Annotated in this window: 23 protein-coding genes; 9 read left to right on the top strand and 14 right to left on the bottom strand. The window is 70.7% G+C overall.

Translation table 11 applies throughout. From position 1 onward, the window contains the following. Nucleotides 1-56 precede the first annotated feature (56 nt). The 4 genes from MA875_RS02025 to MA875_RS02010 all read right to left on the bottom strand — a co-directional run bounded on the left by MA875_RS02025 (nucleotide 57) and on the right by MA875_RS02010 (nucleotide 3,130). On the bottom strand, nucleotides 57-584 hold the full coding sequence (locus MA875_RS02025) for a hypothetical protein (protein WP_248239931.1): 528 nt from the start codon (nucleotides 582-584) through the stop codon (nucleotides 57-59). A 344-nt stretch (nucleotides 585-928) separates the two neighbouring features. Then, nucleotides 929-1,093 carry a DUF8730 family Cys-rich protein gene (locus MA875_RS02020; RefSeq protein WP_248239930.1) on the bottom strand — a complete coding sequence of 55 codons (165 nt, stop codon included), beginning with the start codon at nucleotides 1,091-1,093 and terminating at the stop codon, nucleotides 929-931. 19 nt (nucleotides 1,094-1,112) lie between these two features. Beyond that, entirely contained in the window at nucleotides 1,113-1,388 is a 276-nt protein-coding gene (locus tag MA875_RS02015) for a metal-sensitive transcriptional regulator (RefSeq protein WP_248239929.1), read from the bottom strand. After that, on the bottom strand, nucleotides 1,388-3,130 hold the full coding sequence (locus MA875_RS02010; protein WP_248239928.1) for an FAD-dependent oxidoreductase: 1,743 nt from the start codon (nucleotides 3,128-3,130) through the stop codon (nucleotides 1,388-1,390). Before MA875_RS02010 ends, MA875_RS02015 begins: the two co-directional genes overlap by 1 nt. 93 nt (nucleotides 3,131-3,223) lie before the next feature. On the opposite strand from MA875_RS02010, the gene MA875_RS02005 reads away from it, so the two are divergent. From MA875_RS02005 to MA875_RS01995, 3 genes are read left to right on the top strand one after another with little or no spacing between them, the layout of a single operon-like run. Further along, entirely contained in the window at nucleotides 3,224-3,709 is a 486-nt protein-coding gene (locus tag MA875_RS02005; RefSeq protein WP_248239927.1) for a DUF2975 domain-containing protein, read from the top strand. After that, complete coding sequence (locus MA875_RS02000) at nucleotides 3,709-3,918, top strand: helix-turn-helix domain-containing protein (RefSeq protein WP_248239925.1); 210 nt, start codon at nucleotides 3,709-3,711, stop codon at nucleotides 3,916-3,918. The genes MA875_RS02005 and MA875_RS02000 overlap by 1 nt, the downstream gene beginning before the upstream one ends. A 34-nt stretch (nucleotides 3,919-3,952) precedes the next feature. Further along, complete coding sequence (locus tag MA875_RS01995) at nucleotides 3,953-4,738, top strand: siderophore-interacting protein (protein WP_248239924.1); 786 nt, start codon at nucleotides 3,953-3,955, stop codon at nucleotides 4,736-4,738. 24 nt (nucleotides 4,739-4,762) lie between these two features. Here the strand turns inward: MA875_RS01995 and MA875_RS01990 are convergent, their stop codons facing one another. The 4 genes from MA875_RS01990 to MA875_RS01975 form a co-directional block, all read right to left on the bottom strand. After that, nucleotides 4,763-5,155, bottom strand: a complete 393-nt coding sequence (locus MA875_RS01990; RefSeq protein WP_248239923.1) for a type II toxin-antitoxin system VapC family toxin — start codon at nucleotides 5,153-5,155, stop codon at nucleotides 4,763-4,765. Between the two features lie 19 nt (nucleotides 5,156-5,174). After that, a complete protein-coding gene (locus MA875_RS01985; RefSeq protein ID WP_248239922.1) occupies nucleotides 5,175-5,438 on the bottom strand; it encodes a type II toxin-antitoxin system prevent-host-death family antitoxin in 264 nt (87 codons plus the stop codon). Between the two features lie 40 nt (nucleotides 5,439-5,478). Next, nucleotides 5,479-6,945 carry a glutamate-cysteine ligase family protein gene (locus MA875_RS01980; RefSeq protein WP_248239921.1) on the bottom strand — a complete coding sequence of 489 codons (1,467 nt, stop codon included), beginning with the start codon at nucleotides 6,943-6,945 and terminating at the stop codon, nucleotides 5,479-5,481. 62 nt (nucleotides 6,946-7,007) lie between these two features. Then, on the bottom strand, nucleotides 7,008-7,427 hold the full coding sequence (locus tag MA875_RS01975) for an MmcQ/YjbR family DNA-binding protein (protein ID WP_248239919.1): 420 nt from the start codon (nucleotides 7,425-7,427) through the stop codon (nucleotides 7,008-7,010). Nucleotides 7,428-7,473: 46 nt separating this feature from the next. Here MA875_RS01975 and MA875_RS01970 point away from each other — a divergent pair, with 46 nt between their 5' ends. Further along, a complete protein-coding gene (locus MA875_RS01970; RefSeq protein ID WP_248239917.1) occupies nucleotides 7,474-7,944 on the top strand; it encodes a GNAT family N-acetyltransferase in 471 nt (156 codons plus the stop codon). 62 nt (nucleotides 7,945-8,006) lie between these two features. After that, a complete protein-coding gene (locus MA875_RS01965; protein ID WP_248239915.1) occupies nucleotides 8,007-8,597 on the top strand; it encodes a peptidase M23 in 591 nt (196 codons plus the stop codon). Here MA875_RS01965 and MA875_RS01960 read toward each other — a convergent pair. Next, the gene (locus MA875_RS01960; protein WP_248239914.1) at nucleotides 8,583-9,503 is read right to left on the bottom strand and encodes an SGNH/GDSL hydrolase family protein; all 921 of its coding nucleotides are present in this window, start codon (nucleotides 9,501-9,503) and stop codon (nucleotides 8,583-8,585) included. The genes MA875_RS01965 and MA875_RS01960 overlap by 15 nt on opposite strands. Nucleotides 9,504-9,573: 70 nt before the next feature. On the opposite strand from MA875_RS01960, the gene MA875_RS01955 reads away from it, so the two are divergent. Genes MA875_RS01955 through MA875_RS01945 form a run of 3 tightly spaced genes read left to right on the top strand, consistent with a single transcriptional unit; the run spans nucleotide 9,574 to nucleotide 12,040 of the window. Next, nucleotides 9,574-10,455 (top strand): oxidoreductase, encoded by an 882-nt coding sequence (locus MA875_RS01955; protein WP_248239912.1) that lies wholly within the window; start codon nucleotides 9,574-9,576, stop codon nucleotides 10,453-10,455. A 53-nt stretch (nucleotides 10,456-10,508) separates the two neighbouring features. Next, nucleotides 10,509-11,369 (top strand): fumarylacetoacetate hydrolase family protein, encoded by an 861-nt coding sequence (locus MA875_RS01950; RefSeq protein WP_248239910.1) that lies wholly within the window; start codon nucleotides 10,509-10,511, stop codon nucleotides 11,367-11,369. Further along, complete coding sequence (locus MA875_RS01945; protein ID WP_248239908.1) at nucleotides 11,366-12,040, top strand: SDR family NAD(P)-dependent oxidoreductase; 675 nt, start codon at nucleotides 11,366-11,368, stop codon at nucleotides 12,038-12,040. The genes MA875_RS01950 and MA875_RS01945 overlap by 4 nt, the downstream gene beginning before the upstream one ends. On the opposite strand, the gene MA875_RS01940 is transcribed toward MA875_RS01945, so the two are convergent. From MA875_RS01940 to MA875_RS01920, 5 genes are all read right to left on the bottom strand, one after another. After that, nucleotides 12,034-12,834 carry an IclR family transcriptional regulator gene (locus tag MA875_RS01940; protein WP_248239906.1) on the bottom strand — a complete coding sequence of 267 codons (801 nt, stop codon included), beginning with the start codon at nucleotides 12,832-12,834 and terminating at the stop codon, nucleotides 12,034-12,036. The genes MA875_RS01945 and MA875_RS01940 overlap by 7 nt on opposite strands. 62 nt (nucleotides 12,835-12,896) lie before the next feature. Beyond that, nucleotides 12,897-14,204 carry a glycoside hydrolase family 183 protein gene (locus MA875_RS01935; RefSeq protein WP_248239904.1) on the bottom strand — a complete coding sequence of 436 codons (1,308 nt, stop codon included), beginning with the start codon at nucleotides 14,202-14,204 and terminating at the stop codon, nucleotides 12,897-12,899. Continuing rightward, complete coding sequence (locus MA875_RS01930) at nucleotides 14,197-17,145, bottom strand: glycoside hydrolase family 2 TIM barrel-domain containing protein (protein ID WP_248239903.1); 2,949 nt, start codon at nucleotides 17,143-17,145, stop codon at nucleotides 14,197-14,199. The genes MA875_RS01935 and MA875_RS01930 overlap by 8 nt, the downstream gene beginning before the upstream one ends. Then, nucleotides 17,142-20,204 carry an alpha-mannosidase gene (locus MA875_RS01925; RefSeq protein ID WP_248239902.1) on the bottom strand — a complete coding sequence of 1,021 codons (3,063 nt, stop codon included), beginning with the start codon at nucleotides 20,202-20,204 and terminating at the stop codon, nucleotides 17,142-17,144. Before MA875_RS01925 ends, MA875_RS01930 begins: the two co-directional genes overlap by 4 nt. A 45-nt stretch (nucleotides 20,205-20,249) precedes the next feature. Then, complete coding sequence (locus MA875_RS01920; RefSeq protein WP_248239901.1) at nucleotides 20,250-22,217, bottom strand: alpha-galactosidase; 1,968 nt, start codon at nucleotides 22,215-22,217, stop codon at nucleotides 20,250-20,252. A gap of 123 nt (nucleotides 22,218-22,340) precedes the next feature. Between MA875_RS01920 and MA875_RS01915 the strand changes: the two genes are divergently transcribed. Further along, nucleotides 22,341-23,432 (top strand): Gfo/Idh/MocA family protein, encoded by a 1,092-nt coding sequence (locus MA875_RS01915; RefSeq protein ID WP_248239900.1) that lies wholly within the window; start codon nucleotides 22,341-22,343, stop codon nucleotides 23,430-23,432. The last annotated feature ends 2 nt before the right edge of the window (nucleotides 23,433-23,434 follow it).

Here is a 23,434-nt window from a genome sequence, read left to right as displayed (position 1 = left end):
AATCCTGCGACGTTGGCGCGATTCTGCGACCGGGCGGGTGGGGGGCGGCCCGACGGTCAGGGCGCCAGGGGCGCGACCGTCAGGTCGACGCCCGCGAACGGGAACGGGAAGAGGAAGAAGTACCCGCTCTGCGGGTCCCACTCGCGCACCGGCAGCAGCCCGAACCACACCTGCGCGACGACGACCGAGACCCCTCCGACGATCATGATCGCGAGGGCGGCGCGGCGCAGCATCCGTGTCGCCGACTCGAGATCGTTCGCCACCCGGATGACGCGACCGAGCGTCACCAGCACGATCGCCGCGATGGCGGCGAAGACGAGGGGACTCGGCCCCATCTGCAGCGACAGGCACTCGGGCGCCATCTCGGTCGGCTGCCCGTTGCCATCGAGGAACCCGCCGTCGGCGTCGAAGCCACCCGGGCAGAAGGAGCTCGACGCGCCGATGAAGGTGGGGTACACGAGGCAGACCACGAGCGTGACGATGAGCAGGCGCCGGATCTGGACGACCAACTCCCGGCCCGCCAGGGCCGTGCGCGGGCGAGGAATGGTCGCGGCGTCGGGTGCGGGAGGCGAGAGCTGGGGCACGGCCGCCACGTTACCCAAGCGGATGCGTTGGGGAAAGGCCTCTCCCGAGTGCGAGCTCCACAGAAGCACGCCAATGCCACACGAAAGCGCCGCGATTCTGTGGAGTTCGCGCGATTCTGTGATCGACCTCAGGTTGCGCAGGCCCGTGCGTCGCAGGATCGCACGACCGTCGCAGGATCTCGCCAGAATCCTGCGACCGCGGGGCGGTTCTGCGACCGCGCGGGATCCTGCGACCGCGGGGCGGTTCTGCGACCGCGCGGGATCCTGCGACCGCGGGGCGGTTCTGCGACCGCGCGGGATCCTGCGACCGCGCGGATACGCGACGCGGCCGACGGGCCGCGAGGTCAGGCGCCGCCGAACAGGCGCGCGAGGATGCCGGCGCGAGGCGCCGACTCGTGACCGGCGCAGCGCTGACCGGCGGGGACGGCCTTCATGACCTGGTCGGCGTGCTGGCCGCATCCGTCCCAGGTGGTCTTGCCGCAGGTGGAGCAGGTGACGGGGTAGCACATGGCGTTTCTCCTCGGGGGGTCAGGCGAGCATCATGAAGAGCTTCTCGAGCTCTTCGGGGGTGGTGCCGTCGTCGTCGAACGCGGCCTCGGGGTCGGCCAGGCACTCCTTCATCGCCGTGGAGACGATGGCGAAACCCGCCCGATCGATGGCGCTGCCGGCGGCGGCGAGCTGGGTGATGACGTCGCGACAGGGCTTGCCCTGCTCGACGGCGGCGATGACGGCATCGAGCTGGCCGCGCGCGCGGCGCAGCCGGTTGACGATCCGGCGCTGGACCTCGGGGTCGGCGGTGCGCATCAGCGGGCTCCTTCCTGGGCGGGGGCGGCGGGGGCGGGGGCGGGGGCGGACCAGTCGCGCAGCAGGTCGGCGGCGCGCGAGCCGAGGGTCTCCCGAAGCGTCAGGATGCCGCCCGACAGCGACGCCGCATCGAAGCCGGCCTGCACGAGCACGCGATAGGCGATCGCCGACCGCACCCCCGACGCGCACATGACGCGGACCGGGCGACCCTCCGCAGCATCCGTCACCTCGGCCAGCCGGGCACGAAGCTCGGTGTGCGGAATGTGCAGGGCGCCGGGCAGGTGCCCGGTCGCGACCTCGTCGGCCGACCGCACGTCGAGCACGAGCGCCTCATCGAGGACCCGGTCGAGATCGTCGGCGTACCAGAGCCGCAGCTGCCCGGTGCGGACATTCTCGCCCAGCATGCCGGCGAGGTTCACGGGATCTTTCGCGGCGCCGTAGGGCGGCGAGTAGGCGAGGTCGAGATCCATGAGGTCATCGACCGCGAGGGAGGAGCGGATGGCGGTGGCGAGGACGTCGATGCGCTTGTCGACGCCGTCCGCCCCGACCGCCTGAGCGCCGAGGAGGAGGCCGTCCTCCTCGCGGAAGTGGACGATCAGGTGCAGCTGCGCGGCGCCCGGGAAGTACCCGGCATGCTGATTCGGATGCAGGTGGAGGGTGCGGTAGCGCGTGCCCGCGGCGTCGAGGGCCGCGCGGTTGGCGCCTGTGAGGGCGGCGGTGAGCGATCCGACCCGCACGATGGCCGTCCCCACCGACGACGGCACCGCGCGTGCGGAGCCAGGGCGGAGGATGTCATCGGCGATGAGCCGGCCGGCGCGGTTGGCGGGGCCAGCGAGGGCGATCGGGCGTCGGACGCCGGTCACCGCGTCGACGGCGGCGGTGGCGTCGCCGACCGCCCAGACCCGCGGAGCGGAGGTGCGTCCGTGCTCGTCGACGACGATCGCACCCCGCTCGCACGCGATGCCGGCAGCCTCGAAGGGGCCGGTGTCGGGACGGACGCCGACCGAGAGGACGATGAGGTCGGCGTCGATGCGGGTGCCGTCGGCGAGCACGACGACATCGCCCTCGTCGCCCGGCTCGACCGCGCTCGCGCCGACACCGATGTGCAGGTCGATGCCGAGGGTGACGAGCTCGTCGGCGACGAGCGTGGCGAGCTCCCGCTCGAGCGGCGGCAGCACGTGGTCGGAGAGTTCGACGATCGACACCGCGAGCCCCTGTCCGGCGAGCGCCTCGGCGGCTTCGAGACCGATGAACCCGGCGCCGAGCACCACCGCACGGCGTGCGCCGGCCTCGACACGGTTGCGGAGCGCGAGCGCGTCGTCCACCGTGCGGAGGGTCCGCACCCGGGGGGAGTCGAGTCCGGGAAGCGGCGGACGCACCGCCTGCCCGCCCGGGGAGAGCACGAGCGCGTCGTAGCGGATCTCCTCCACCCCGTCCGCGGTCATGACGGTGACCGTCTGCGCCGCGGTGTCGACCGCGGTGACGTCGTGACCGGTGCGCACGTCGAGGTTCAGAGCAGCGCGGAGTGACCCGGGGGTCTGCACGAGGAGCTTGTCGGCCTCGGCGATCTCGCCCCCGACGTAGTACGGCAGGCCGCAGTTCGCGAACGAGACGTGCGGGCCGCGCTCGAGCACGACGATCTCGACGGACTCGTCCAGCCGCCGGGCGCGGGCGGCACAGCTCATGCCGCCGGCCACGCCTCCGACGATGACAATTCTGCGGGGTGGGGTGTTCGGAGCCATGCTGCCACCATACCCCCGGGGGTATCTTCGCTGGCCGCGAGTTGCCTGAGCTATCGTTTCTCGATAGATTCCTCTCGACCAACAGGAGGAGCAATGGGCAAGAAGACGATTCTGGCGCTGCGCGTGATCATCGCGCTGTCGCTGGTCGGGTCACTGATCGTGCAGACGGTGATCGTGCCGCTGCTGTGGATCGACCTCGACGGCGCTCCGGCCTGGGCGCGCGTGAGCATCGCCGTCCTCACCGTGCTCGGGGTTCTCACCCTCCAGATCTTCGCCGTGTGCGTCTGGAAGCTCCTGACGATGGTGCGCCGCGGCGCGGTGTTCACCCCGGCCGCATTCCGCTACGTCGACGTGATCATCGGCGCGGTGATCGCGGCATCCGTCGTCACCTTCGCCTTCGCGATCGTGCTCCGCTTCGGCGAAGCGGCGCCCGGGATCGTCGGCCTCATCTCCGGCTTCGCCCTGGTCCTTGCCGGCATGGCCCTGCTGGTGGTGGTGATGCGGATGCTGCTGACGCAGGCCATCGCCCGCGAGGTCGAGGCGGGGCGGCTTCGCGCCGAGCTCGACGAGGTGATCTGATGCCGATCATCGTCGACATCGACGTGATGCTCGCGAGGCGGAAGATGGCCGTCGGTACCCTCGCCGACATGATCGGCATCACCCCCGCCAATCTCGCGGTGCTGAAGAACGGTCGCGCGAAGGCCGTGCGCTTCTCGACCCTCGACGCGCTCTGCCAGGCGCTGGACTGCCAGCCCGGCGACCTTCTGCGCTTCGAGCCGGAAGGGTGACAGGGTGGAGGACGAACCCGAACGAAAGAGCGCCATGCACGAGTCATCCTTCTCCCTCCGCCTCGAAGGTCTGGAGATGCAGTTCCGCCGCGTCCGTCTCCACAGCCGCGAGTGGCTCACCCCGGGCTACGTGCGGATGCGACTCGTCGGCGACGAACTCATCGGGTTCACCTCGCTCGGCGCCGACGACCACATCCGCATCTTCTTCCCCGAGGGCGAGCCCGAGACGGTCGAGGAGCTGCGCGCGGCGCCGAGCCGCGAATACACGCCCGCCCGCTTCGACGCCGACTGGCTCGACCTGGAGTTCGCCGTCCACGGCGACCCGGCGGCGGGGACGGGGGGCGTGGCAGCCGCCTGGGCCGCGAGCGCGCCGATCGGCGCCCTCGCCGGAGTCGGCGGTCCGCGCGGCTCGAAGGTCGTCGACGGACGCCCGGACTTCTGGATGCTCGCGGGCGACGAGACGGCGGTGCCGGCGATGCGCCGCTTCGCCGGCCTCATGGACGACCAGGCGCGCGGGCGCGTCCTCGTCGAGGTCGCCGACGCCGCCCACGAGCTGCCGATCGACGCCCCGGCGGGCGTCGTCGTGGAGCAGGTGCACCGCGGGAGCACGGCCCCCGGATCGGCCCTGGCTGCGCGGCTGAGCGCCCTCGGCGCAGGGCAGCGGCCGAGCGGCAGCATCCTGGGATTCGTCGCGGCGGAGCAGTCGATCGTCAAGCCCGGGCGTGAGCTGCTGCTCGAGCGGTGGGGCGTGCCGGCCGAGCAGACCGTCATCAAGGGCTACTGGAGGCGCGGCGAGACGTCGGAGAAGAAGCCGCGCTGAGCGGGCGATTGTCGTGGGATCGACTCAGCGCGGGGCCACGACGTCGATGCCGAGCACTGCGGCGGCATCAGCGAGTCTCGTGTCATAGGCCACAAGCCCTTCCAGATCGTCGCCGACCTCGAGGGCGGCAGCGAGATGAACGGCGTCGAGCGAACGAAGCACTGACGGGTCGAGGAGCGCGGCGCGCTCCAGTATCGCCGTCGACAGCTGCAGCAGAACGATGCTGTCGAGTACGGCCTTCGCCAGCACGGTGAGACCTGGGTCGACACGTCGGACGGAGCGCACCAGCTCGGTGCGGGCAAGATCGCTCGACACCACGGTTCTTTCACCGTCGAGCAGCCAACGACGCAGAGCGTCGGACTCCGGCTCGGCAACGATCAGCTTCGTCAGGGCAGAGGTGTCGAGGTACCAAGCCATGGCGTCACAGAACCCGGGTTCAGAAGCGCTCGGCGTCGCGCATCGCCGCGAGCTCTTCCGACAGGGAGGGCGCGGCGACGGCGGGAGGGAGATCGGCCAGGCGCCGACGTGCCGGACGAGCCCGACCCGACTCCAGCAGGCGGGAGAGGCCGGTGGAAGGGAGCGCGCTCAACTGCGCGACCGGGCGACCCCGATCGGTGATCACCACGACGTCACCGGCAGCGGCCGCCGCGACGACGGCCGAGGCGTTCTGCTTCAGCGCTCGAATGCCCACCTCCCTCATGTGCTACATCGTAGCTCAAAGCGCGGGCGCGGGCACGAGCTCAGCGCTCCCAGGTGTGGACCGGCTCGTTCGTGTGCATGCCGGCGGTGTAGTCGAGGAGGGTCGCACGCAGAGCGTCGAAGCGCTCCATGCCGCGGCGCCGGTGCATGCGCCCGATGAACCACTCCGCCCCCGTCACACCCGTGAGGCACCGCTGCTCGATGATCCCGAGGAGGCGCTCGCGCTCGGCGGTGTCGACACCCCAGGCCTCGAGGCCGCGGTGGGCGAGAGGGAGCAGTCGTCGGAGCACCAGCTCGGTCGCCGCCACCTGCCCGACACCCGGCCAGTACACGCGCGCCTCGATGCCGTCGCGCGCCCCGGCGTGGAAGTTCTCCTCGGCCGCGCTGAACGACATCTGCGACCACAGCGGCCGCTCGTCCTCGGCGAGCGCACGCACGAGCCCGAAGTAGAAGGCGGCGTTGGCCATGATGTCGGCGACGGTGGGGCCTGCGGCCAGAAGCCGGTTCTCCACGCGCAGGTGCGGCATCCCGTCGGCGATGTCGTACACCGGGCGGTTCCAGCGGTACACGGTGCCGTTGTGGAGCTTCAGCTCCGCCAGCGACGGCACCCGGCCCTCCTCCAGAGCGACCGCGGGGTCTTCGCCGTCGACGACGGGGAGGAGGGCGGGGAAGTACCGCACGTTCTCCTCGAACAGGTCGAACACCGAGGTGATCCATCGCTCGCCGAACCACACCCGGGGACGGACACCCTGCGCCTTCAGCTCCTCGCTTCGGGTATCGGTGGCCTGCTCGAACAGCGGGATGCGGGTCTCGCGCCAGAGCTCCTTGCCGAGGAGGTACGGCGAATTCGCCGACACCGCGAGCTGCACCCCGGCGATCACCTGCGAGGCGTTCCAGTACGCGGCGAAGTCGTCGGGCGAGGTCTGCACATGGAACTGCGTGCTGGTGCATGCCGCTTCGGGAATGATCGAGTCGGCCGTGGTGCGAAGCTTCTCGGCACCGGTGATCGACAGCGCGATGTCCTCGCCGCGCGCGTCGAGGATCTGCTCGCTGAGGAGCGCATAGCGGGGGTTCGCGCTGAGCGTCTCGCGGGTGAGATGCCCCTCGGCGAGGGTCGGCAGGATGCCGATCATCACCAGGTGCGCACCGACGCTCGCCGAGCGTTCCTCGGCGCGGTTGAGGCTCCCGCGAAGACCCTCTTCGAAGGTCGTCAGCCCTCCCCCGCGCAGGCGCGCCGGTGGCACGTTCATCTCGATGTTGAACTGACCCAGCTCGGTCTGAAACGCCGGATCGGCGATCGCGTCGAGTGCCTCGGCGTTGCGGAGCGCGGGATCGCCGACCTCGTCGATGAGGTTGAACTCGACCTCGAGCCCCGTCAGCGGATCATCGGTGTCGAAGCGCGACTCGCGCAGCATCTGCGCGAACACGTCGAGATTCTGCCGCACCTTCTCGCGGTGGCGCGTGCGGTCGGCGCGGGTGAACTCCTGCGGTGCGACATCCTCTCCCATGGGGGCACTCTAGGGGCGCAGCCCGGGTGGGTGCGAGGGGTTGCGGGCGGGGGCGGCGGGGGTCAGCCCGACGCGGACGAGCGCGCGTCGAGCTCGCGCACCCGCGTCTTCGGCGCGGTGACGCGGAAGGAGGCGTCGATGAGCTCAGCGACCTCCGCCCAGCCCGGGTCGTCGCGGTCGGGGTGCGGCAGGTCGATCCCGAGCCAGCCGGTGTTCCAGAGGTACGCGGGCTCCCAGAACCGGGGGTCCTGGCGCAGGGCCGGTTCATCGACGGGGTCGGGACGGATCAAGATGGCACGGTCGTGCCGGAACTCCCCGACCTCGCCGCGTTTCGCCCCGCCGTAGTAGCAGAAGGTCTTCGCTGTGAAGAAGTTCGGCCGCCCGTGCGACACCCGCTCGGCCGCGCCGGGGAAGGCCAGGGCGATCCCGCGGATGCGCTGCAGCGCAGCATCCGTCTGCTCGAACATGACCGGATGACCCACGCGCCGCACGCTACCGGCGCGCGCCGCCGTCGGCAATGATGAACCCATGACCGCGCCTGTCACCGTGCGATTCGCCACCCCTGAGGATGCCGCGACGGTCGGCGCCCTCCTGCACGACTTCAACACCGAGTTCGAGTCGCCGACGCCGGGCGCGGCGTTCTTCGGCGAGCGGTTCGCCGAGCTGCTGCGCCGCGACGACGTGCTGGTCGTCCTCGCCGACGACGCGGGCGAGGCGGTGGCCTTCGCCTTCCTCACCCTCCGGCCAACGCCCTACTACCGGGGCCCGCTCGCTCAGCTCGAGGAGCTCTACGTGCGTCCGGCGCTCCGCGACGAGGGCATCGGCACGCGGGTGCTCACGGCGGCGATCGACGAGGTGCGTCGCCGCGGGGCCGGCGAGATGCACATCAACGTCGACGAGATCGATCACGACACCCGCCGGTTCTACGAGCGGCACGGGTTCGTGAACATCGAGCCCGGCGAGGACTACCGGATGCTCTGCTACCTGCGCGAGCTCTGATCGTCCGCGGGGCCGCCGACTCCCGGAGGGTTGATCACAGGAACAGGTGCCAGCATGTGCGGGTGCGCTCCTCTGCGGCATCCCGAATCCAGACCGTGCTCGCGGGTCTCGTCACCGTCGCGGTTATCGCCGTGATCGCCGTCGTGGTGCTGTTCTCCCCGCGAGGCAGCGCGCCGGAGTGCCGCACGTGGACGGCTGAGCAGCGCGAGAACGCCGCCACCATCATCCGCGCGGGTCAAGACCTCGGCCTGTCGGAGCGCGACCAGACGATCGCCGTCATGACCGCGATGGGCGAGTCGTCGCTGCGGAACCTCGACTACGGCGACTGGGAGACGAGCGGGGTGCGAAACCCCGACGGCAGCCCCACGACCTCGGTCGGACTCTTCCAGCAGCAGGACGAGTGGGGTCCGCGCGACGCGCGCATGGATCCGTACACCGCGGCGACCATGTTCTACCGTGCGATGCTCGACGAGGTGCCCGAGCCCGAACGGCTCGCGATGGAGCCGACGCTCGTCGCCCATCGCACCCAGATCAACGCCCAGCCCGATCACTACGCCCCGTACTGGCCGGCGGCGGAGGCGCTGGCCGCGGAGATCGCGGGCGGGGAGCGGGTGTCCGAGGGGACGGATGCCGCGGGCTCAGGAGGCTGCTGACGGCGCCGTCGCCGCGGGGTCGGCCACCCCCACCCCGGCGAGCGCCCGCACGAAGATGCCGGTGAGGGCGTCGTGCCCTGCGGGTGAGAAGTGGCGGTCGTCGACGAGGAACGGGGCGAGGCCCGATGCCGCGACCCACCCGGTCGTGTCGACGAAGGCGATGCCGCGGGCGGCCGCGACCTCGGCGAGCGTCGCGCTGACGTCGCGTCGCTGGGGCGCCCACGCCTCGACCTGCACGAGCGGACCCACCACGACGAGGGTCGCCTCGGGGAAGGCGGCGCGCAGCTGGTCGAGGGATGCTTCGGCGCCGGCGCGCACCTGATCGAGCGGGAAGGTCTGATCGTTGCCGCCGGACTGGACGATGATGAGCTCGGGGTCGGCGGGCGGCTGCCAGAGCCCGGCGGCCAGGGCGTCGCGGATGCTCGGGTGCCCCGGGGTCGCGCCCGCGGCCGGTGGGGCGGCGACGAACCCGATTCCTCCGCGCGCGGAGAGGGTGACCTCGTATCCGAGCTGGGCCGGGGCGCGGGCCACCCACGACGCATCGGCGGCGGCCTGAGAGTCGCCGATCACCCAGGCTGCGGGCGCGGGCGCGGGTGGGGGCGGCGGCGCGGCGGGGGACGCGCGCGGGTCGGGGAAGACCGGCGTCGGAAGGAGAGGAGTGGGCTCGGGGGTCGGGGCGGCGGCGGGCGCGGCGGAAGCCGTGCCGGCGGGGGCGGTCGGCGCAGCGTCGGCGGGAGCGGTGGGCATGGGCGTCAGGGGAGCCGCGGCCCGTGCGACCCCGTTGAGGGGCCCGAGGGTCAGGGCGAGCCACGCCACCGTCAGGGTCGCGACCAGCAGGATGCCGCCCAGCACCGTGCCCGTGCGCCGCAGCCGAGCGCGGCGTCGACGTCGTGCCCGCTCCCCCACCCGGCCAGGCTAGGCAAACGCACCAGATCCGCGGAGGAGACATGCAGGAGTAGCTGGTTTTGTGTTCCCTATGGATTCACGCGTCGCCTTGGTCACCGGAGCATCCTCGGGAATCGGAGAGGCCACCGTCCTCGAACTGATCCGCCGCGGATTCGTCGTCTACGCGGGCGCGAGGCGGGTGGAGCGCATGGCGCACCTCGCCGAGCGCGGTGCGCGCGTCATCCGTCTGGACGTCACCGACGACGAGTCGATGACGGCCGCGGTCACCGGCATCCTGAACGATCAGGGCCGCATCGATGTGCTCGTCAACAACGCCGGATACGGCTCGTACGGGGCTGTCGAAGACGTGCCGATCGACGAGGCGCGGCGGCAGTTCGAGGTGAACATCTTCGGCCTCGCGCGGCTCACCCAACTGGTGCTGCCGACGATGCGGCGCCAGCGGCGCGGCACGATCGTGAACATCTCCTCCATCGGCGGCCGCATCTACGAGCCGCTCGGGGCGTGGTACCACGCGACGAAGTACGCCGTGGAGGGCCTCAGCAACTCGCTGCGGGTCGAGGTCGAGCCGCACGGTGTGCGGGTGGTGCTCATCCGGCCCGGGGCGATCCGCACCGAGTGGAACGAGATCTCGCGGCGGAGCGCCCTCGAGGTCTCGGGCGAGACCGCGTACGCAGCCCAGGCGCACGCGCTGATGCGGGCGCTGACCGCGGCCGACACCGAGACGGCGCCCGGGCCGTCGGTGGTGGCGGAGGCGATCGGGCGGGCGGTGGATGCCGCGAAGCCGCGGATCCGCTACACCGTGCCGTTCGCGGCGAAGGCGATCGTCTTCGCGCGGTGGCTCCTTCCCGACCGCGTGTTCGACGCCGCGGTGCACCGCGTGTTCGGCGTCACCGCCGCCGACCGGCTGGCCGCGGAGGAGTCCGCGGCGGGCGCGCGGGTAGAGACTCACTAATTCCGACATCTGGAAGTCCACATCAGAAAGTGGAATAGGCCTAGACTCGCGCCATGAGGATTGCGCGCCTGGGACCCGTCGGATCAGAGAAGCCCGTGGTCTTCGTCGGCGATGAGGAATACGTCGACGTCTCCGACGTCACCGCCGACATCGACGAGAGGTTCTTCGCTGCCGACGGTGTGGCCCGGCTGCGGAGCGTCGTGGACGACCGCGTTGCACAGGGACTCGTGCACCGGCGGACGGGTGAACGCTTCGGCTCACCGATCGCACGCCCCCACCAGATCATCTGCGTCGGGCTGAATTTCTCCGACCATGCGGCCGAGACCGGCCAGGCGGTGCCCGCCGAACCGATCCTCTTCACCAAATCGCCGAACACCCTCGTCGGCCCGAACGACGACGTGCGGATGCCGCGAGGCGGCGAGAAGCTCGACTGGGAGGTCGAGCTCGGCATCGTCATCGGCGCTCGCGCCGCTTACCTCGCTAGCCCCGAGGACGCGCGCCGGCACATCGCCGGGTACACCGTCGTCAACGACGTCAGCGAGCGGGCATTCCAGATGGAGCGCGGCGGCCAGTGGCTGAAAGGCAAGTCGGCGGAGACGTTCAACCCCGCGGGGCCCTGGCTCGTCACCCCGGACGAGATCCCCGACGTCCGCTCCCTTGGCATGCAATTGGACGTCAACGGCACGCGTCGTCAGGACGGGTCCACCGCGACGATGATCTTCGACCCGTTCTTCCTCGTGCACTACATCAGTCAGTTCCTCGTGCTCGAGCCCGGTGACCTCATCAACACCGGAACCCCACCGGGAGTGGGCATGGGACACACACCCCCGCTCTGGCTGCGCCCGGGAGACGTGATGGACGTCTCGATCGATCGGCTCGGCGCGCAGCGCCAGACGGTCGTGGAGCCGCGATGAGGCGCGCCGTGGTCACCGGCGGGGCGCAGGGCCTGGGCGCCGCGACCGCCGAGCGGCTGAGTGCCGACGGCGTCGACGTCATCCGGGTCGATCGCGCGGGCGATGTGGACGAGCGCGTGGATGTCACCGACGAAGCAGCGGTCGACGACCTCGCGCGACGGACCGGCTCGGTCGACATCCTCATCAACTCCGCGGGCATCGTGGGACCGAATCTTCCCCTCGTGGCGACAGGGCTCGACGCGTGGCGCGCGACCTTCGAGGTGAACGTCCTCGGCGTCGTGTCGATGATGCGCGCCTTCGTCCCCGGGATGGTGGCGGGTGGCTGGGGCCGCGTGGTGAACTTCGCGAGCATGGCGGGAAAGGACGGAAACCCGAATCTCGCCGCGTACTCGGCATCCAAAGCCGCCGTCATCGCGCTGACGAAGTCGGCGGGCAAGGAACTCGCGACCACCGGCGTCCTCGTCAACGCCATCGCCCCCGCGGTCATCGCCACACCGATGAACGCCACGACCGCACCTGACGTGCTGGCCCACATCACCAGTCTCATCCCTATGAAGCGCGTCGGAGAGCCGCGGGAGGTCGCCGAGCTCGTGGCGTGGCTCGCGTCCGACCGGGTGAGCTTCTCGACCGGCGCCGTCTACGACATCAGCGGCGGCCGCGCCGTCTACTGACCGGGCTCCCCCTCGTCGCCGCGACGGCCGCTGCCACCGGCGACGATGGTCTGGATCCTCGGCACGGCGGAGACGAGGTCTGCCAGCGGCATGCGAAAGGCCAGGGCACTGACGCTCACAGCGCCCACCGGCGCCTCCCCATCGACCGACGGCAGCGCCACGGCGACGCAGGTGATGCCGAGCTCGTTCTCCTGGTCGTCGACGGCGTAGCCCCGTTCTCGGCTGAGCTCCAGTTCCCGCCACAGAGCGCTGACATCGGTGATGGTGCGGGGCGTCCGGGCGTCGAGGGGTCCCTCCCCGACGATCGCGCGGAGGTCGGCTTCGCCCTGCACCCGGCCGCTGAGCAGCAGCTTGCCGACCGCCGTGCGGTAGGCGGGGTTCCGGCCGCCGACGACCGAGGTGAGGCGCACCGCGCCGGCGGGTGGGTCGGTCTTGGCCCGATAGACGACCTCCGCCCCGTCGAGGACGGCGTAGTGGGCAGTTTCCCCGAAGGTCGCCGTCAGCTCTTCGAGCACCGGCCGGACCCTGGCGACATCGGGTCGCTCTCTGGCGGCCTGGAAGGCGATACGCAGGAGCTCGTCGCCGACCGCGTACACGCCGCGCTCGATCTGCTCGACGAACCCTGCCCGGCGGAGCGCGGCGAGCGCCCGATGGACGGTCGGCTTGGGGCTGGACACCTCGTGACTGAGCTGATCCAAGGTGGCGCCGCGGGGATGGGATCCGAGCGCCGAGAGCACGGCGAGGACGCGGTCACTGCCGACGAGTCGCGGCTCGTCACCCACGGCGTCGGCCATACGATCCCCCTCCGTCCGCTAGGGGCATCGTAACCGTGCACCGCCGAGCCGGCCGTGACCGGTTACTTCTCGCGGAAGAACTCCACCGCGAAGTCGCACACGTAATCGGAGTCGGTGTCGGTGATGTCCTTGACGAACAGGCGCGCCTCGCGGCCGATCCGCAGCGACGTGCGCCGCGCGGCGCGATCCTCCTCGCTGTCGGTCGGCTGCAGGGCGGGGTACCACAGGGTGTGGCCCGGCCTGCGCAGCACTTCGACGGGCGGCGACCAGTCCTGTGCGTTCCGCCCCTGACCGAGGTCGGCATGCGGGTTGATCGAGACGAAAATGCTGTCGCCGACCCAGAAGGCGCCGTCGACCCGACCCATGAGCATCACCCAGACACCGAGATGCTCGTTCCAGCTGACCGACGGGCCCCAGTAGTAGCGCTCGTCGCCCTGCGAGACCGCGCCGCCCCCGTCCCGCCGTTCGATCTGGAGGGCGCGGATGGGCTGACCCGCCGCATCCCAAGGTGCCGCGAACGCCTCGCCGTCCCAGCGGCGCGCGGCCCCGGCCGGGTCATCCAGGTCCGCCAGCGCGACGCGGGCGACGCTCACGCACTGTCCGGATGCCTCGACCTCGGCACTCCAGGTCGACGCATCGAACGGCGCGGGATAGGCGTACTCGCCGAAGAAGACGTAGAGGTGGTCACCGCTGGCCACGGCGCTGGGATCGCCCACCCCGCCCGGGAAGCAGTAGTTGTGGTTGACCGGGAGCCGGATCATCCGCTCGTCTCGATCTTCCAGCAGGATGCCGCGGTCGTCCCAGCTCTCTCCGCCGTCGACCGAGCGCATGATGCCGATACGGGGGGCGGCCTGGATGGAGTCGTCGCCCTTGAGCCCCGGCGGCCAATCCCGATCGCTCATCCCCTCGCCCGTCGCCGGATCGAAAGGCAGAGTCTCGGGGTAGTTCTCGTTGTGGTAGAGCGCGTAAAGGGTCTTCCCCGTGTCATCTCGAGGGTCCTGGTAAACCGTTTCGAACCAGATGGCCCCGTGGAGGCCCGGTGTGCCGGGCGGTGCGTTGGGCGGCAGGACCGGCGTGCGGAAGGCCTCGGGCTCGCTGGCGAACGCCTCGCTCACTGTGGCACCCTCGCCGATCTTCAGATCATCGGCGGCGCCCCACACCGGGTCTTCGCCGTACTTGCCCGGGAAGATCCGGAACCGGTCTTCCACCCATGCCGCCGCCATGTTGCAGTCGACGAACGACCGGAACGTCACGCGGTCGATCGGTGAGAGCCGCAGGACGATGCCGTCCACACCGGTGCGGATGTCGCGGGGCTGGCGATCTCCGCCGGCCTCCGGGGCGGCGGGAAAGGAAGGCTCAGGTTCAGACATGACGGTCTCCATTCGTGCCGGACGCATCGGGCGTTAAGAACTGAAGCGACCCGCGCACCGGCTGCGCCACCAGCCGGTAGGCGGGGAGGACACCCGGGCCGCACCGTGCCGTGCCCACCCCCGCGCGGACGAGGTCGAGCACGACGTGGGTGCGCCCGTCGGGGATCAGCTCGTCGTCGTGCGCGGCAGCCCACAGTGCCGCGTCCGACCACGGCCGCACGGTGATGGCCGGATCGTTCACCGGGCCGCGCGGCGACGTGGTGTCCAGCCCGATCTCGAGCGCCCGCCCCCCGGCCTTCACCCGCATCCAGGAGGCCGCCCGTGCACCGGCCTCCTGCGGGCGCACCGTGCGCTCCTGGAGTTCGTCGACCGTGCCGGCGAACCATCCCGCCGTCGCCGCCTGGCCCACGTCGGGGTAGGAGGGCCCGGGCCCTCGCCCACACCACTCCAGCCTCCCCTCGCCCGCGAGCGAGAACCCCACGCCGACGCGTGCCCAGTGCGCGGTCCACGCGGGCCAGTGCCCCTCCGGCTCGACGGTGAGATCGAGACGGATGCCGCCGTCGACGGCCCGCCATCGCCAGCGGCACGACACCCGCGCGTCGACCGCCGGCCCTCCGACCACGGTGCGGACCCGGATCTCGCCGTCCGGGTGATCGATGGACACGCGCTCGAGGGAGACCAGGCGCGAACGCAGGTCGTGGAGCCCGAGCAGCCGCCACCGTTCCGCATAGGAGAAATCGAGGATCTCGTCCCACCCCGCGTGCCGGTCGTTGTCGGTGGGCACCCGGTCGAGCATCAACCGCCAGTCGGTCATCTCCACCTCGCCCAGGCGTCGCAGCCCGCCTGTTCCGGGATCGAGGTCGATGTCGGCGAGGGTGAGGCGGCGCGCAGGCGGCACCCCCCGGCGCCGCGCCGTGATCTCGCCGGGGACGGCCGTCGCCGAGCGGGAGACGACCCACCCGCCGGGTGCCCAGGCCGTCTCGCCCACCTGGACGACTTCGATGGTCAGCACCGCTGAGGGCGGGGCGTCGGGAAGATCGAGCGTCACCCGGCCACGGGGCGGAAGTGGCGCCATCGGGATGGAGCCGCTGCCGCGCACACCCGCTGCGTCCTCGATCCGATACCGGAGGGCGTACCGCGACGAATCCGTGTGATCCAGGCGCGAGAGGACGTGCAGCCGCGCCTCGTCGATCGTCAACCGCAGCGGCGCGAACACCTGCGCGAGGTCGGTCAGCTGAGCGCGCGGGCTGCGCTCGGCCGAGACCAGTCCGTCGATCACGTCGTTGCTGTCGTGAAGCGGTTCGCCGAAGTCGCCGCCGTATCGGGTCGCCGTGCCCCGGTCGGTGTCGACCTGCACACCGTGTTCGAGCCACTCCCAGATGAACCCCCCCATGAGACGGGGATGGGCATCGAACAGGTCCTGGTACTCGGTCAGTCCTCCTGGCCCGGTGCCCATCGCGTGGGCGTACTCGCAGAGGACGAACGGCATCGCACGGCGCCGTGCGTCCAGCGCCTGGTCGGCAAGTGCCGGCTCGGTCCCGGCAGCGATCGCGGCGACCTCATCGGGATGGGCGTACATCCGCGACCACACATCGACGTGGGCGCTGGACTGATCGCCCTCGTAGTGGAGCGGCCGGGTGTCGTCGCGGGAGCGGAACTCGTCCGCCATCGCCGCGACGTTGCATCCCTCGCCCGCTTCGTTGCCGAGCGACCATAGGATGACGCAGGGATGATTCTTGTCCCGCTCGACCATGCGGGCAACGCGGTCGCGCAGCGCGGCCTCCCAGCGCGGATCGTCCATCGGGTTGCCGCGCCAGTCGATTTCGCCGAAGCCGTGGGTCTCGACGTCGCACTCGTCGACCACCCAGAACCCGAGCCGGTCGGCCAGGTCGAGGAACATCGGGTCGGGAGGATAGTGGGATGTCCGGACCGCATTGATGTTGTGCCGCTTCATCATCAGGAGCTCGGCGGTGACCACCTCGGGTGGCACGTGACGGCCCAGGCGTGGATGGTGCTCGTGCCGATTCACGCCGCGCAACGACACCGGGACGCCATTGACCTGGAACACCCCGTCGACGATGCCGACCGTGCGGAAGCCGATCCGGTGCGTCACCGTCTCGGCGGCCGTGCGCACGCGGAGGGTGTACAGGACGGGGTCCTCGGCCGACCAGGGGAGTGCGTCAGGTATGGGGGTCGGGCGGCCTGCCGTGAGCGTCGCCCCCAGCTCCGCGATCTCGATCGTGGCATCGCCATGACTGTCGTCCTCGAGGTCAGGCACGACCGTGAGCACTCCCCCGGAGGCGGTCCACTCGGCGCGCACCCGCACGTCGCGGACGCCACCGACGGGTCGGGCCCGAAGGACCACCGACCGGATGATGCCCGGCAGCCACCAGGCATCCTGGTCTTCGAGGTAGGTCGCGGCGCTGAACTGGTGCACTCGCACCTCGAGCAGATTCTCGGTCTCGAGAAGTCCCGACACATCGAACGCCATCGGAAGGCGACTGCCCCGCGTCGACCCGAGGAGCACTCCGTTCAGCCGGACGTCGGCGGCACCCTCGATGCCGCCGAAGCGCAGTTCGGCCCGCGGCGGCGGGTCGGGAAGGAGGAAGCGTCGCCGATACTCGCCTACCGGATTCGCATCCGGAGGATGAGGGGGATCAATGGGGAACGGGTACCACTTGTTCGTGTAGGCCGGACGGCCGTGGTCACCCGCAGGAGCGGCGTCGCGGTCGAGGGAGGGCATGACGAAGCTCGTCGGGACGGGGATCGATCCCCACCCCTCGTCCATCCGCTGAGCCGAGGAGGGTGACCAGCGGAAGTCCCAGGTGCCGTCGAGAGTCCACTCCGCAACATCCGTGGTCCAGCTCGCCACCGTCGGAGCGGTACCGATCGGCGGACCGGGGTCGTCCAGCGGCTGTGGCTGCTCGGGCCGGATGGTCATGCGCTCACCCCCGAGAAACGGAGCGTGCGGAACTGGAACGGCCGGAAGTCCAGGTCGATCGCGCACCCGGCATCCGTGGTGTTCACCGGACCCGCGTCGTCGTCGCTCCGGCGTTCGAGGAGGTCGGTGAGATGCACCGAGGCGGATCGCGCATGGAACTCGATCCGCGTGCGGGCACGGCTTCCACCGGCCTCGTAGAGGCGGACGATGACATCCCCACTGCCGTCCTCGGCCTGCTTCACCGTCTCGACCAGGACCGACGGTGCGCTGGAGGAGACCAAAGGCGAGATGGCCGCGGGCACATCACGCACCGGGAAGGCCAGGTCGTAGCCGAGGGCGACCGCGTCGAGCACCTCGGCGCCCGGTCGCACCCGGAATCGCAGCACGTGCACGCCCTGGTCAGCGTCGGGATCGGGGAAGAGCGCGGCGCGGAGCAGGGAGAAGCGGACCGAGGTGGTCGTGCCGCCGTCCGCGCGGGTATGCCGCTCGACGTCGTATCCGTAGGTGGAATCGTTCGCCACGGCCACGCCCCAGCCGGGCTCGGCCAGGTGGACGAAGCGGTGCTGACAGGCCTCGAAGCGCGCATCGTCCCAACTGGTATTGGTGTGTGTGGGCCGGAAGACGTGTCCGAACTGCGTCTCGGCGGCGACCCGATCGGCGTGGACGTCGAAGGGCATGGCGAGCTTCAAGATCTTCTCGCGCTCGTGCCAATCGACCTCGAACATCAGCTCGACGTCGGCGGCGCCTGGGCGGACCACGATGCGCTCGCGCACCGACGAGGAAGAGAAGCGGCGCACGACCACGACCGTCACCCCGCCGTCCGCGTCGCGCTCGACGCTTCGCTCGTCGACGGCGGTGAGCTCGGTGACCGTCCGGCGGTAATGGGCATCGAGGTCCCACGCGTCCCAGAGGTTCGGCAGATCCCGGTGAAGGCGGAGGACGCCGAGCGCCGACCCGGATGGCACCGCGTCGCGCCCGTCCGCGTCGGCGATGAGCGAGCGAATGTGGCCCTGTCCGTCCATGACCACCCGCACGATGCCGTTTTCGAGCACGATGTCGTCGTCGGCGGAATCGGCTCCGGTCACCTCGACCGCGCGGAGCGGCTCCGCGGCGACTCCGGCTCCCAGAGCCGGGGTCCCCGCGCGCGGGAACGGGCTGGCGTTCACGCGCACCCTTCCGTGTTCGTGCTCGATCGATCCGTCGGCACCCAGCGCGTCGAGGGCGTCGGTGATCAGCTCCTCCAGCTCCGCGGTGACCGCGGCGTGCCGTTCCTCCGCCTCGCGATGCACCCAGGCGATCGCCGAGCCGGGGAGGATGTCGTGGAACTGCAGCAGCATGACCGTCTCCCAGGCGCGGTGCAGCCGCTCCGCGGGATACGGGTGATTCCGGCGAACGGCAGCGGTCGTGGCCCACAGCTCCGCCTCACGCAGAAGCGCTTCGTTCCGACGGTTTCCCTGTTTGGTTCTCAGCTGCGAGGTGAACACGCCGCGATGCAGCTCGAGGTACATCTCCCCCGCCCAGACGGGGGCGTCGGGGTACTCCTCCTCGGCGGCCGTGAAGAAGTCGCGCGGCGAACCCACCGCGACGCGCGGCGACCCCTCCAGATCGGCGGTGCGCCGGGCGGCCGCCAGCATCTCGCGCGTGGGGCCGCCACCGCCGTCGCCCCACCCGAACGGCACGAGCGACATCGTCGCGCGACCCTTCTCGCTGAAGTTGCGCTCGGCGTGCGCAAGCTCGGCGCCGGACAACTCGCTGATGTAGGTGTCCACGGGCGGGAAGTGCGTGAAGACGCGGGTTCCGTCGATGCCTTCCCATCGGAAGGTGTGGTGCGGGAAGCGGTTGGTCTGGTTCCAGGAGATCTTCTGCGTCAGAAACCAGCGCTCACCGGCTGCCGCCACGATCTGCGGCAGGGCGGCGGAGTAGCCGAACGAATCGGGCAGCCACGCCTCCTCGCACTCGATCCCGAACTCTTCGAGGAAGAACCGCTTGCCGGCGATGAACTGACGGGCGAGGGCCTCCGACCCGGGCATGTTCGTGTCGGACTCCACCCACATCCCGCCCACCGGGACGAACGTGCCGGCTGCCACCTTTTCGCGAATGCGTGCGTAGACGCGGGGATGATGCTCCTTGAGCCAGGCGTACTGCTGTGCGGACGAGCAGGAGAAGACGAAGGCGGGATCGTCGTCCATCAGCGCCGTGACGTTGGTGAAGGTCCGCGCGCACTTGCGAACAGTCTCGCGGATGGGCCACAGCCATGCTGAGTCGATGTGGGCGTGACCGGTCGCGAGGATGCGGTGCGCCGACGCGCTCGCCGGCGCCGAGAGCGCGCCCCGCAGCATCTGTCGACCGCGTTCTGCCGTACCGGCGACATCGTCGGGATCGACCGCGTCCATCATGGTTTCCAGAGCGCGCAGGATCTCATGGCGTCGCGACGACGTGTCGGGAAGCTGCTCCATGAGACCGGTGAGGGTCCAGACGTCCTGGACCAGCTCCCAGACGGTCTCGTCCCGGAGCGCCACCTCGAGCTGACGCAGCTCGTAGAGCGGCTCCTCGCCCGCGGCATCCCACTCTCCGAGCGGCGTGGGCTCGAAGGTGTACTCGCCCGCCACATCGGGGTTGGCCGCGGCTTCGATGACGAGGTCGATGTCACCGTCCGCGGGGTTCCACGCCACCCAGGAGTTCAGCGGCGCGATGGCCTTGATCGGTGTGCCGTCCGGCCGGTACACGAGCCCCTCGGCCTGGAAGCCGGAGCGCGAGCGGTTGTAGTCGAAGTCGACGAGGACCTCGATCTTCGTCCCCGCCGGGGCACCGGCCCGCCACGCCGCGGGGAGTGCGCCGGTGACGCGGAACCATACGGTCGACCAGGCGCGCCCCCACCGCCAGCCGAGCGGAACGGGTTCGAACGTCTGCCCCATGGCCTCGTCGAACGAGACGGGCTCACGGGGCACGTTCCAGGCCGCGGCTCGCAGCGGCTGCGCATCCCGGTAGATCGCGGGGGTCAAGCGGTCGACGGTGAAGCGGCGCAGCCGGGCTTCGACGAGGGCGTGATCGCTGTGCACGGTGACTTCCTTGAGGGTCCGGGGCGTTCAGGGCGGGGAGGGGAGTCAGGATGCCGGCGCAACGGCGAGGAGCCACGAGGTCGGGTCGCCGGAGGCGGAGAGCGCCACTCCGACGTCGACGAGCGTGCGACCGTCGGCGGATGACATCTCGCCCGTGGCGAGGTCGGTCACGCGGTAGCTCGCGTCGGGATCGAGAGCACGGAGCCGAAGGCGCGTGGGCGGCCGTCCGCCGGAGAGCACGAAGGCAGCAACGACGTGACGGTCCTCCCGATCGGACGAGAGCTGGAATGCCGGCGCCCGTTCGCCGACACCGCCGCGTTCGGGCGTCGGCGACAGCGGGCGGAGCACCCCGTCGCGCACGAGCGGTGCGACCTCGGTGCGGAACAGACGCACGTGCTCCCTCAGCACGTCGAGGAGCGCGGGGGCGAGATCGGTCAGTCGGAGGCTGACGCCGAAGCGGTGCAGCATCGCGGCCCGCAGCATCGTGCGGAACTCCTCCGGCTGCACCTGCGCCCATTCCCGCTGCTGCGGGGGATAGTCTCCCCGCCACTGCGACTGCGACCAGTGCAAGATGCCGAGCGGCGGCAGCATGCGCGAGGCGCCGTGCAGCACCTCGAGGTGGTGCTCGGTGTAGTCGGGATCGCTCAGGAAGAACGCGTGGACGTGACGGGCGAGGCCGAGGTCGATGCGCAGACCCCCCGACGAGCAGGCTTCCAGGAAGACGTCGGGGTACTTCTCGCGAACCTCGTCGAGAACCCGGTAGAGCCCCTCGTAGTGACGGAACAGCCCGTCACCGGCGCCGTGCCCGTGGTCGGTGCGGGTACAGCCAGCGTCGGGGTCGACGTTGAAGTCCAGCTTGATCCAACGTGCGCCCACCCGCTCGATGAGATCGCCGAGCGACGAGCGCAGGTGCGCACGTCCCGCGGGGGAGCCGAGACAGACGTAGCCGAGGAACCCCGGATCCGCGGGATCGAGCGACACGGTCATCCGACGGTACGAGGGATCGGGCTGCGTGTTCCCGTCGGCAGCGGCGAGGAGATCGGGATGCTCCGCCCGCACCCGCGCGCTGCGGCCGACCGCCTCGGCCTCGATCCAGATGCCCGGAAGCGCACCCGTCGCACGGATGGCGTCCCCCAGCGCGGTCAGGCCCGAGGGAAAGCGCTCGGTGTTGACATCCGTCCAGTCCCCGCGCTGCTCCTGCCAGTCGCTGGCCGCATCAGACGCGCCGAACCACCCGGCGTCGACGGTCGCGACCTCCAGACCCACCTCGGCAGCTGTCACCGCGTTGCGGGAGATGACCTCTTCGGTCACCTCGACGTCCTCGTACGGCCACCAGTGGTTCCACTCTGTGGGCACGGTGTCGGCGAAGGGCGACCGGGCGAGCCAGTGATCACGCACCGCGCGCTGCAGTTCCACGGCGGCGGCGTCCAGACTCGTGGCGGCGGCGATGACCACCGAAGGAGCTGTGACGCGTTCGCCGGGGCGAATTATCACCGAGAACCGCCACGGCGAAATGCCGGCGGTGACAGACCCTCCCGAGAGGGCGGTGATGTGCCAGTTCCCGCTCCATGCGGGGCAGATGATCACCGCGGCGCGGTCATCCTCCCGCTCGATGCCCAGCCACGGCGCCGAGCCGTGCGAGGATCGACCTGACCGGACATCGAGGAAAAGGTCGTGACGCGTGGTGCCGTGGCGGGGTCGGAACTCATCCCCCCACGCCGAGCGATACCAGTTCGTCCGCCAGCGGGTAGGGTCCGGGCCCACGTCGAGGTCGAGGGCGCAGGAATCCATGCGCGTCACGGTGACCGGCGCGTCGCCGGCATTGCGGAGCTCGAGGCGGATCTCCCAGACGCCGCCCGATCCGATGCGCACGAGAGTCCAGTCGTGCGTGAGACCGTCGCGATCGGCGACCACGTACCCCCGTTTCAGCCGGGCGAAGACCCGCCCTTCCAGGCGGAGCTCGGCGCCGTCGCCGGTGAGTTCGGCATCAACCGGTGAGTCTGGGGTCATCATCGTCCTCAGGGTGGCGGGGATTCTTAGATCATATCTAACACGACCGAACGCTCGTCAAGCGGGAGGTCCCGGCGTCAGTGACCCACTTTGGTACGATCAATCCATTTCACAGACGGAGCACACGTGACCTCTTCTCCCCTGACCCCCGCACCCCTTCGCGTGGGTATCGTCGGCACCGGATACGCCGGGACCACCGCCGGCGAGGCCTACCGCGCAATCCCCGGCGTGGAGGTCGTCGCCGTCGCCGGCAAGGAGGCCGACCGCCTGGCAGCCCTCTCCGCCGCCTGGGGCGTCGCCGACGTCTATCCCGATTGGGAGTCGATCGTCGGCCGGGATGACATCGACATCGTCAGCGTCGCGACGCCCAACGCCCTGCACGACGTGATCTCGATCGCGGCGCTTCGCTCGGGCAAGCACGTGTTCTGCGAGAAGCCGCTGGCGATCACATCCGAGGCCGCGCGGGCGATGGTCGCTGCCGCGACGGAGAACGACCGGGTGCTCGAGGTGGCGTTCAACCACCGCCGCCGGGCCGACGTGCAGTGGGCCCATCGCTACCTGGAGGAGACGGGTGTGGGGCGCATCTACCACGCCCGGGCCTCCTGGAAGCGGCGATCGGGCATCCCCGGCCTGACTTCCTGGTTCACCTCTCGGGATCTGGCGGGGGGCGGCGCCCTGATCGACCTCGGGCCGCACGTCCTCGATTCCCTGCTGTATCTCATGGGCGAACCTCGGGTGGTCGCTGTCAGCGCTGTCGCGCACGGCGAACTCGGACGCGCCGGCTACGGCGCAATGGACAACCGCGAGCAGATGGCCGGTTCGGGCCGCTTCGAGGTGGAGGACCTCGTGTCGGCGTTGCTGCGGTTGGAGAACGGCGCCAGCGTCGCGCTCGAGATCAGCTGGGCCGGTCACACGACCGACGACGAGGACATCTCGATCGAGCTCCTCGGCGTCGACGGTGGTCTTCGCCTCTTCGTCCCGCGCTACAAGCCGCAGGACACGCTCTGGGTCTACCGGCAGGAGGCGGGCGCCCCCGTCACGATGCGCCCCGCCGTGACCGTCCCCGGGGGCGAGCACGGCCTCGTCATCACCGAGTTCATCAACGTGGTCCGCTCGGGCGACTGGGCCGGGCACCACGGTGAATTCGCCCTCCACCGCACCGAGATCATCGATGCCTGCTACCGATCCGCCGCCGAAGGGAAAGAGGTGACGCTGTGACG

Source organism: Microbacterium kunmingense (genome assembly GCF_023155745.1).
In the GTDB taxonomy this organism is placed as follows: Bacteria; Actinomycetota; Actinomycetes; order Actinomycetales; family Microbacteriaceae; genus Microbacterium; species Microbacterium kunmingense.
This window is presented reverse-complemented; position numbering and strand designations above follow the sequence as displayed.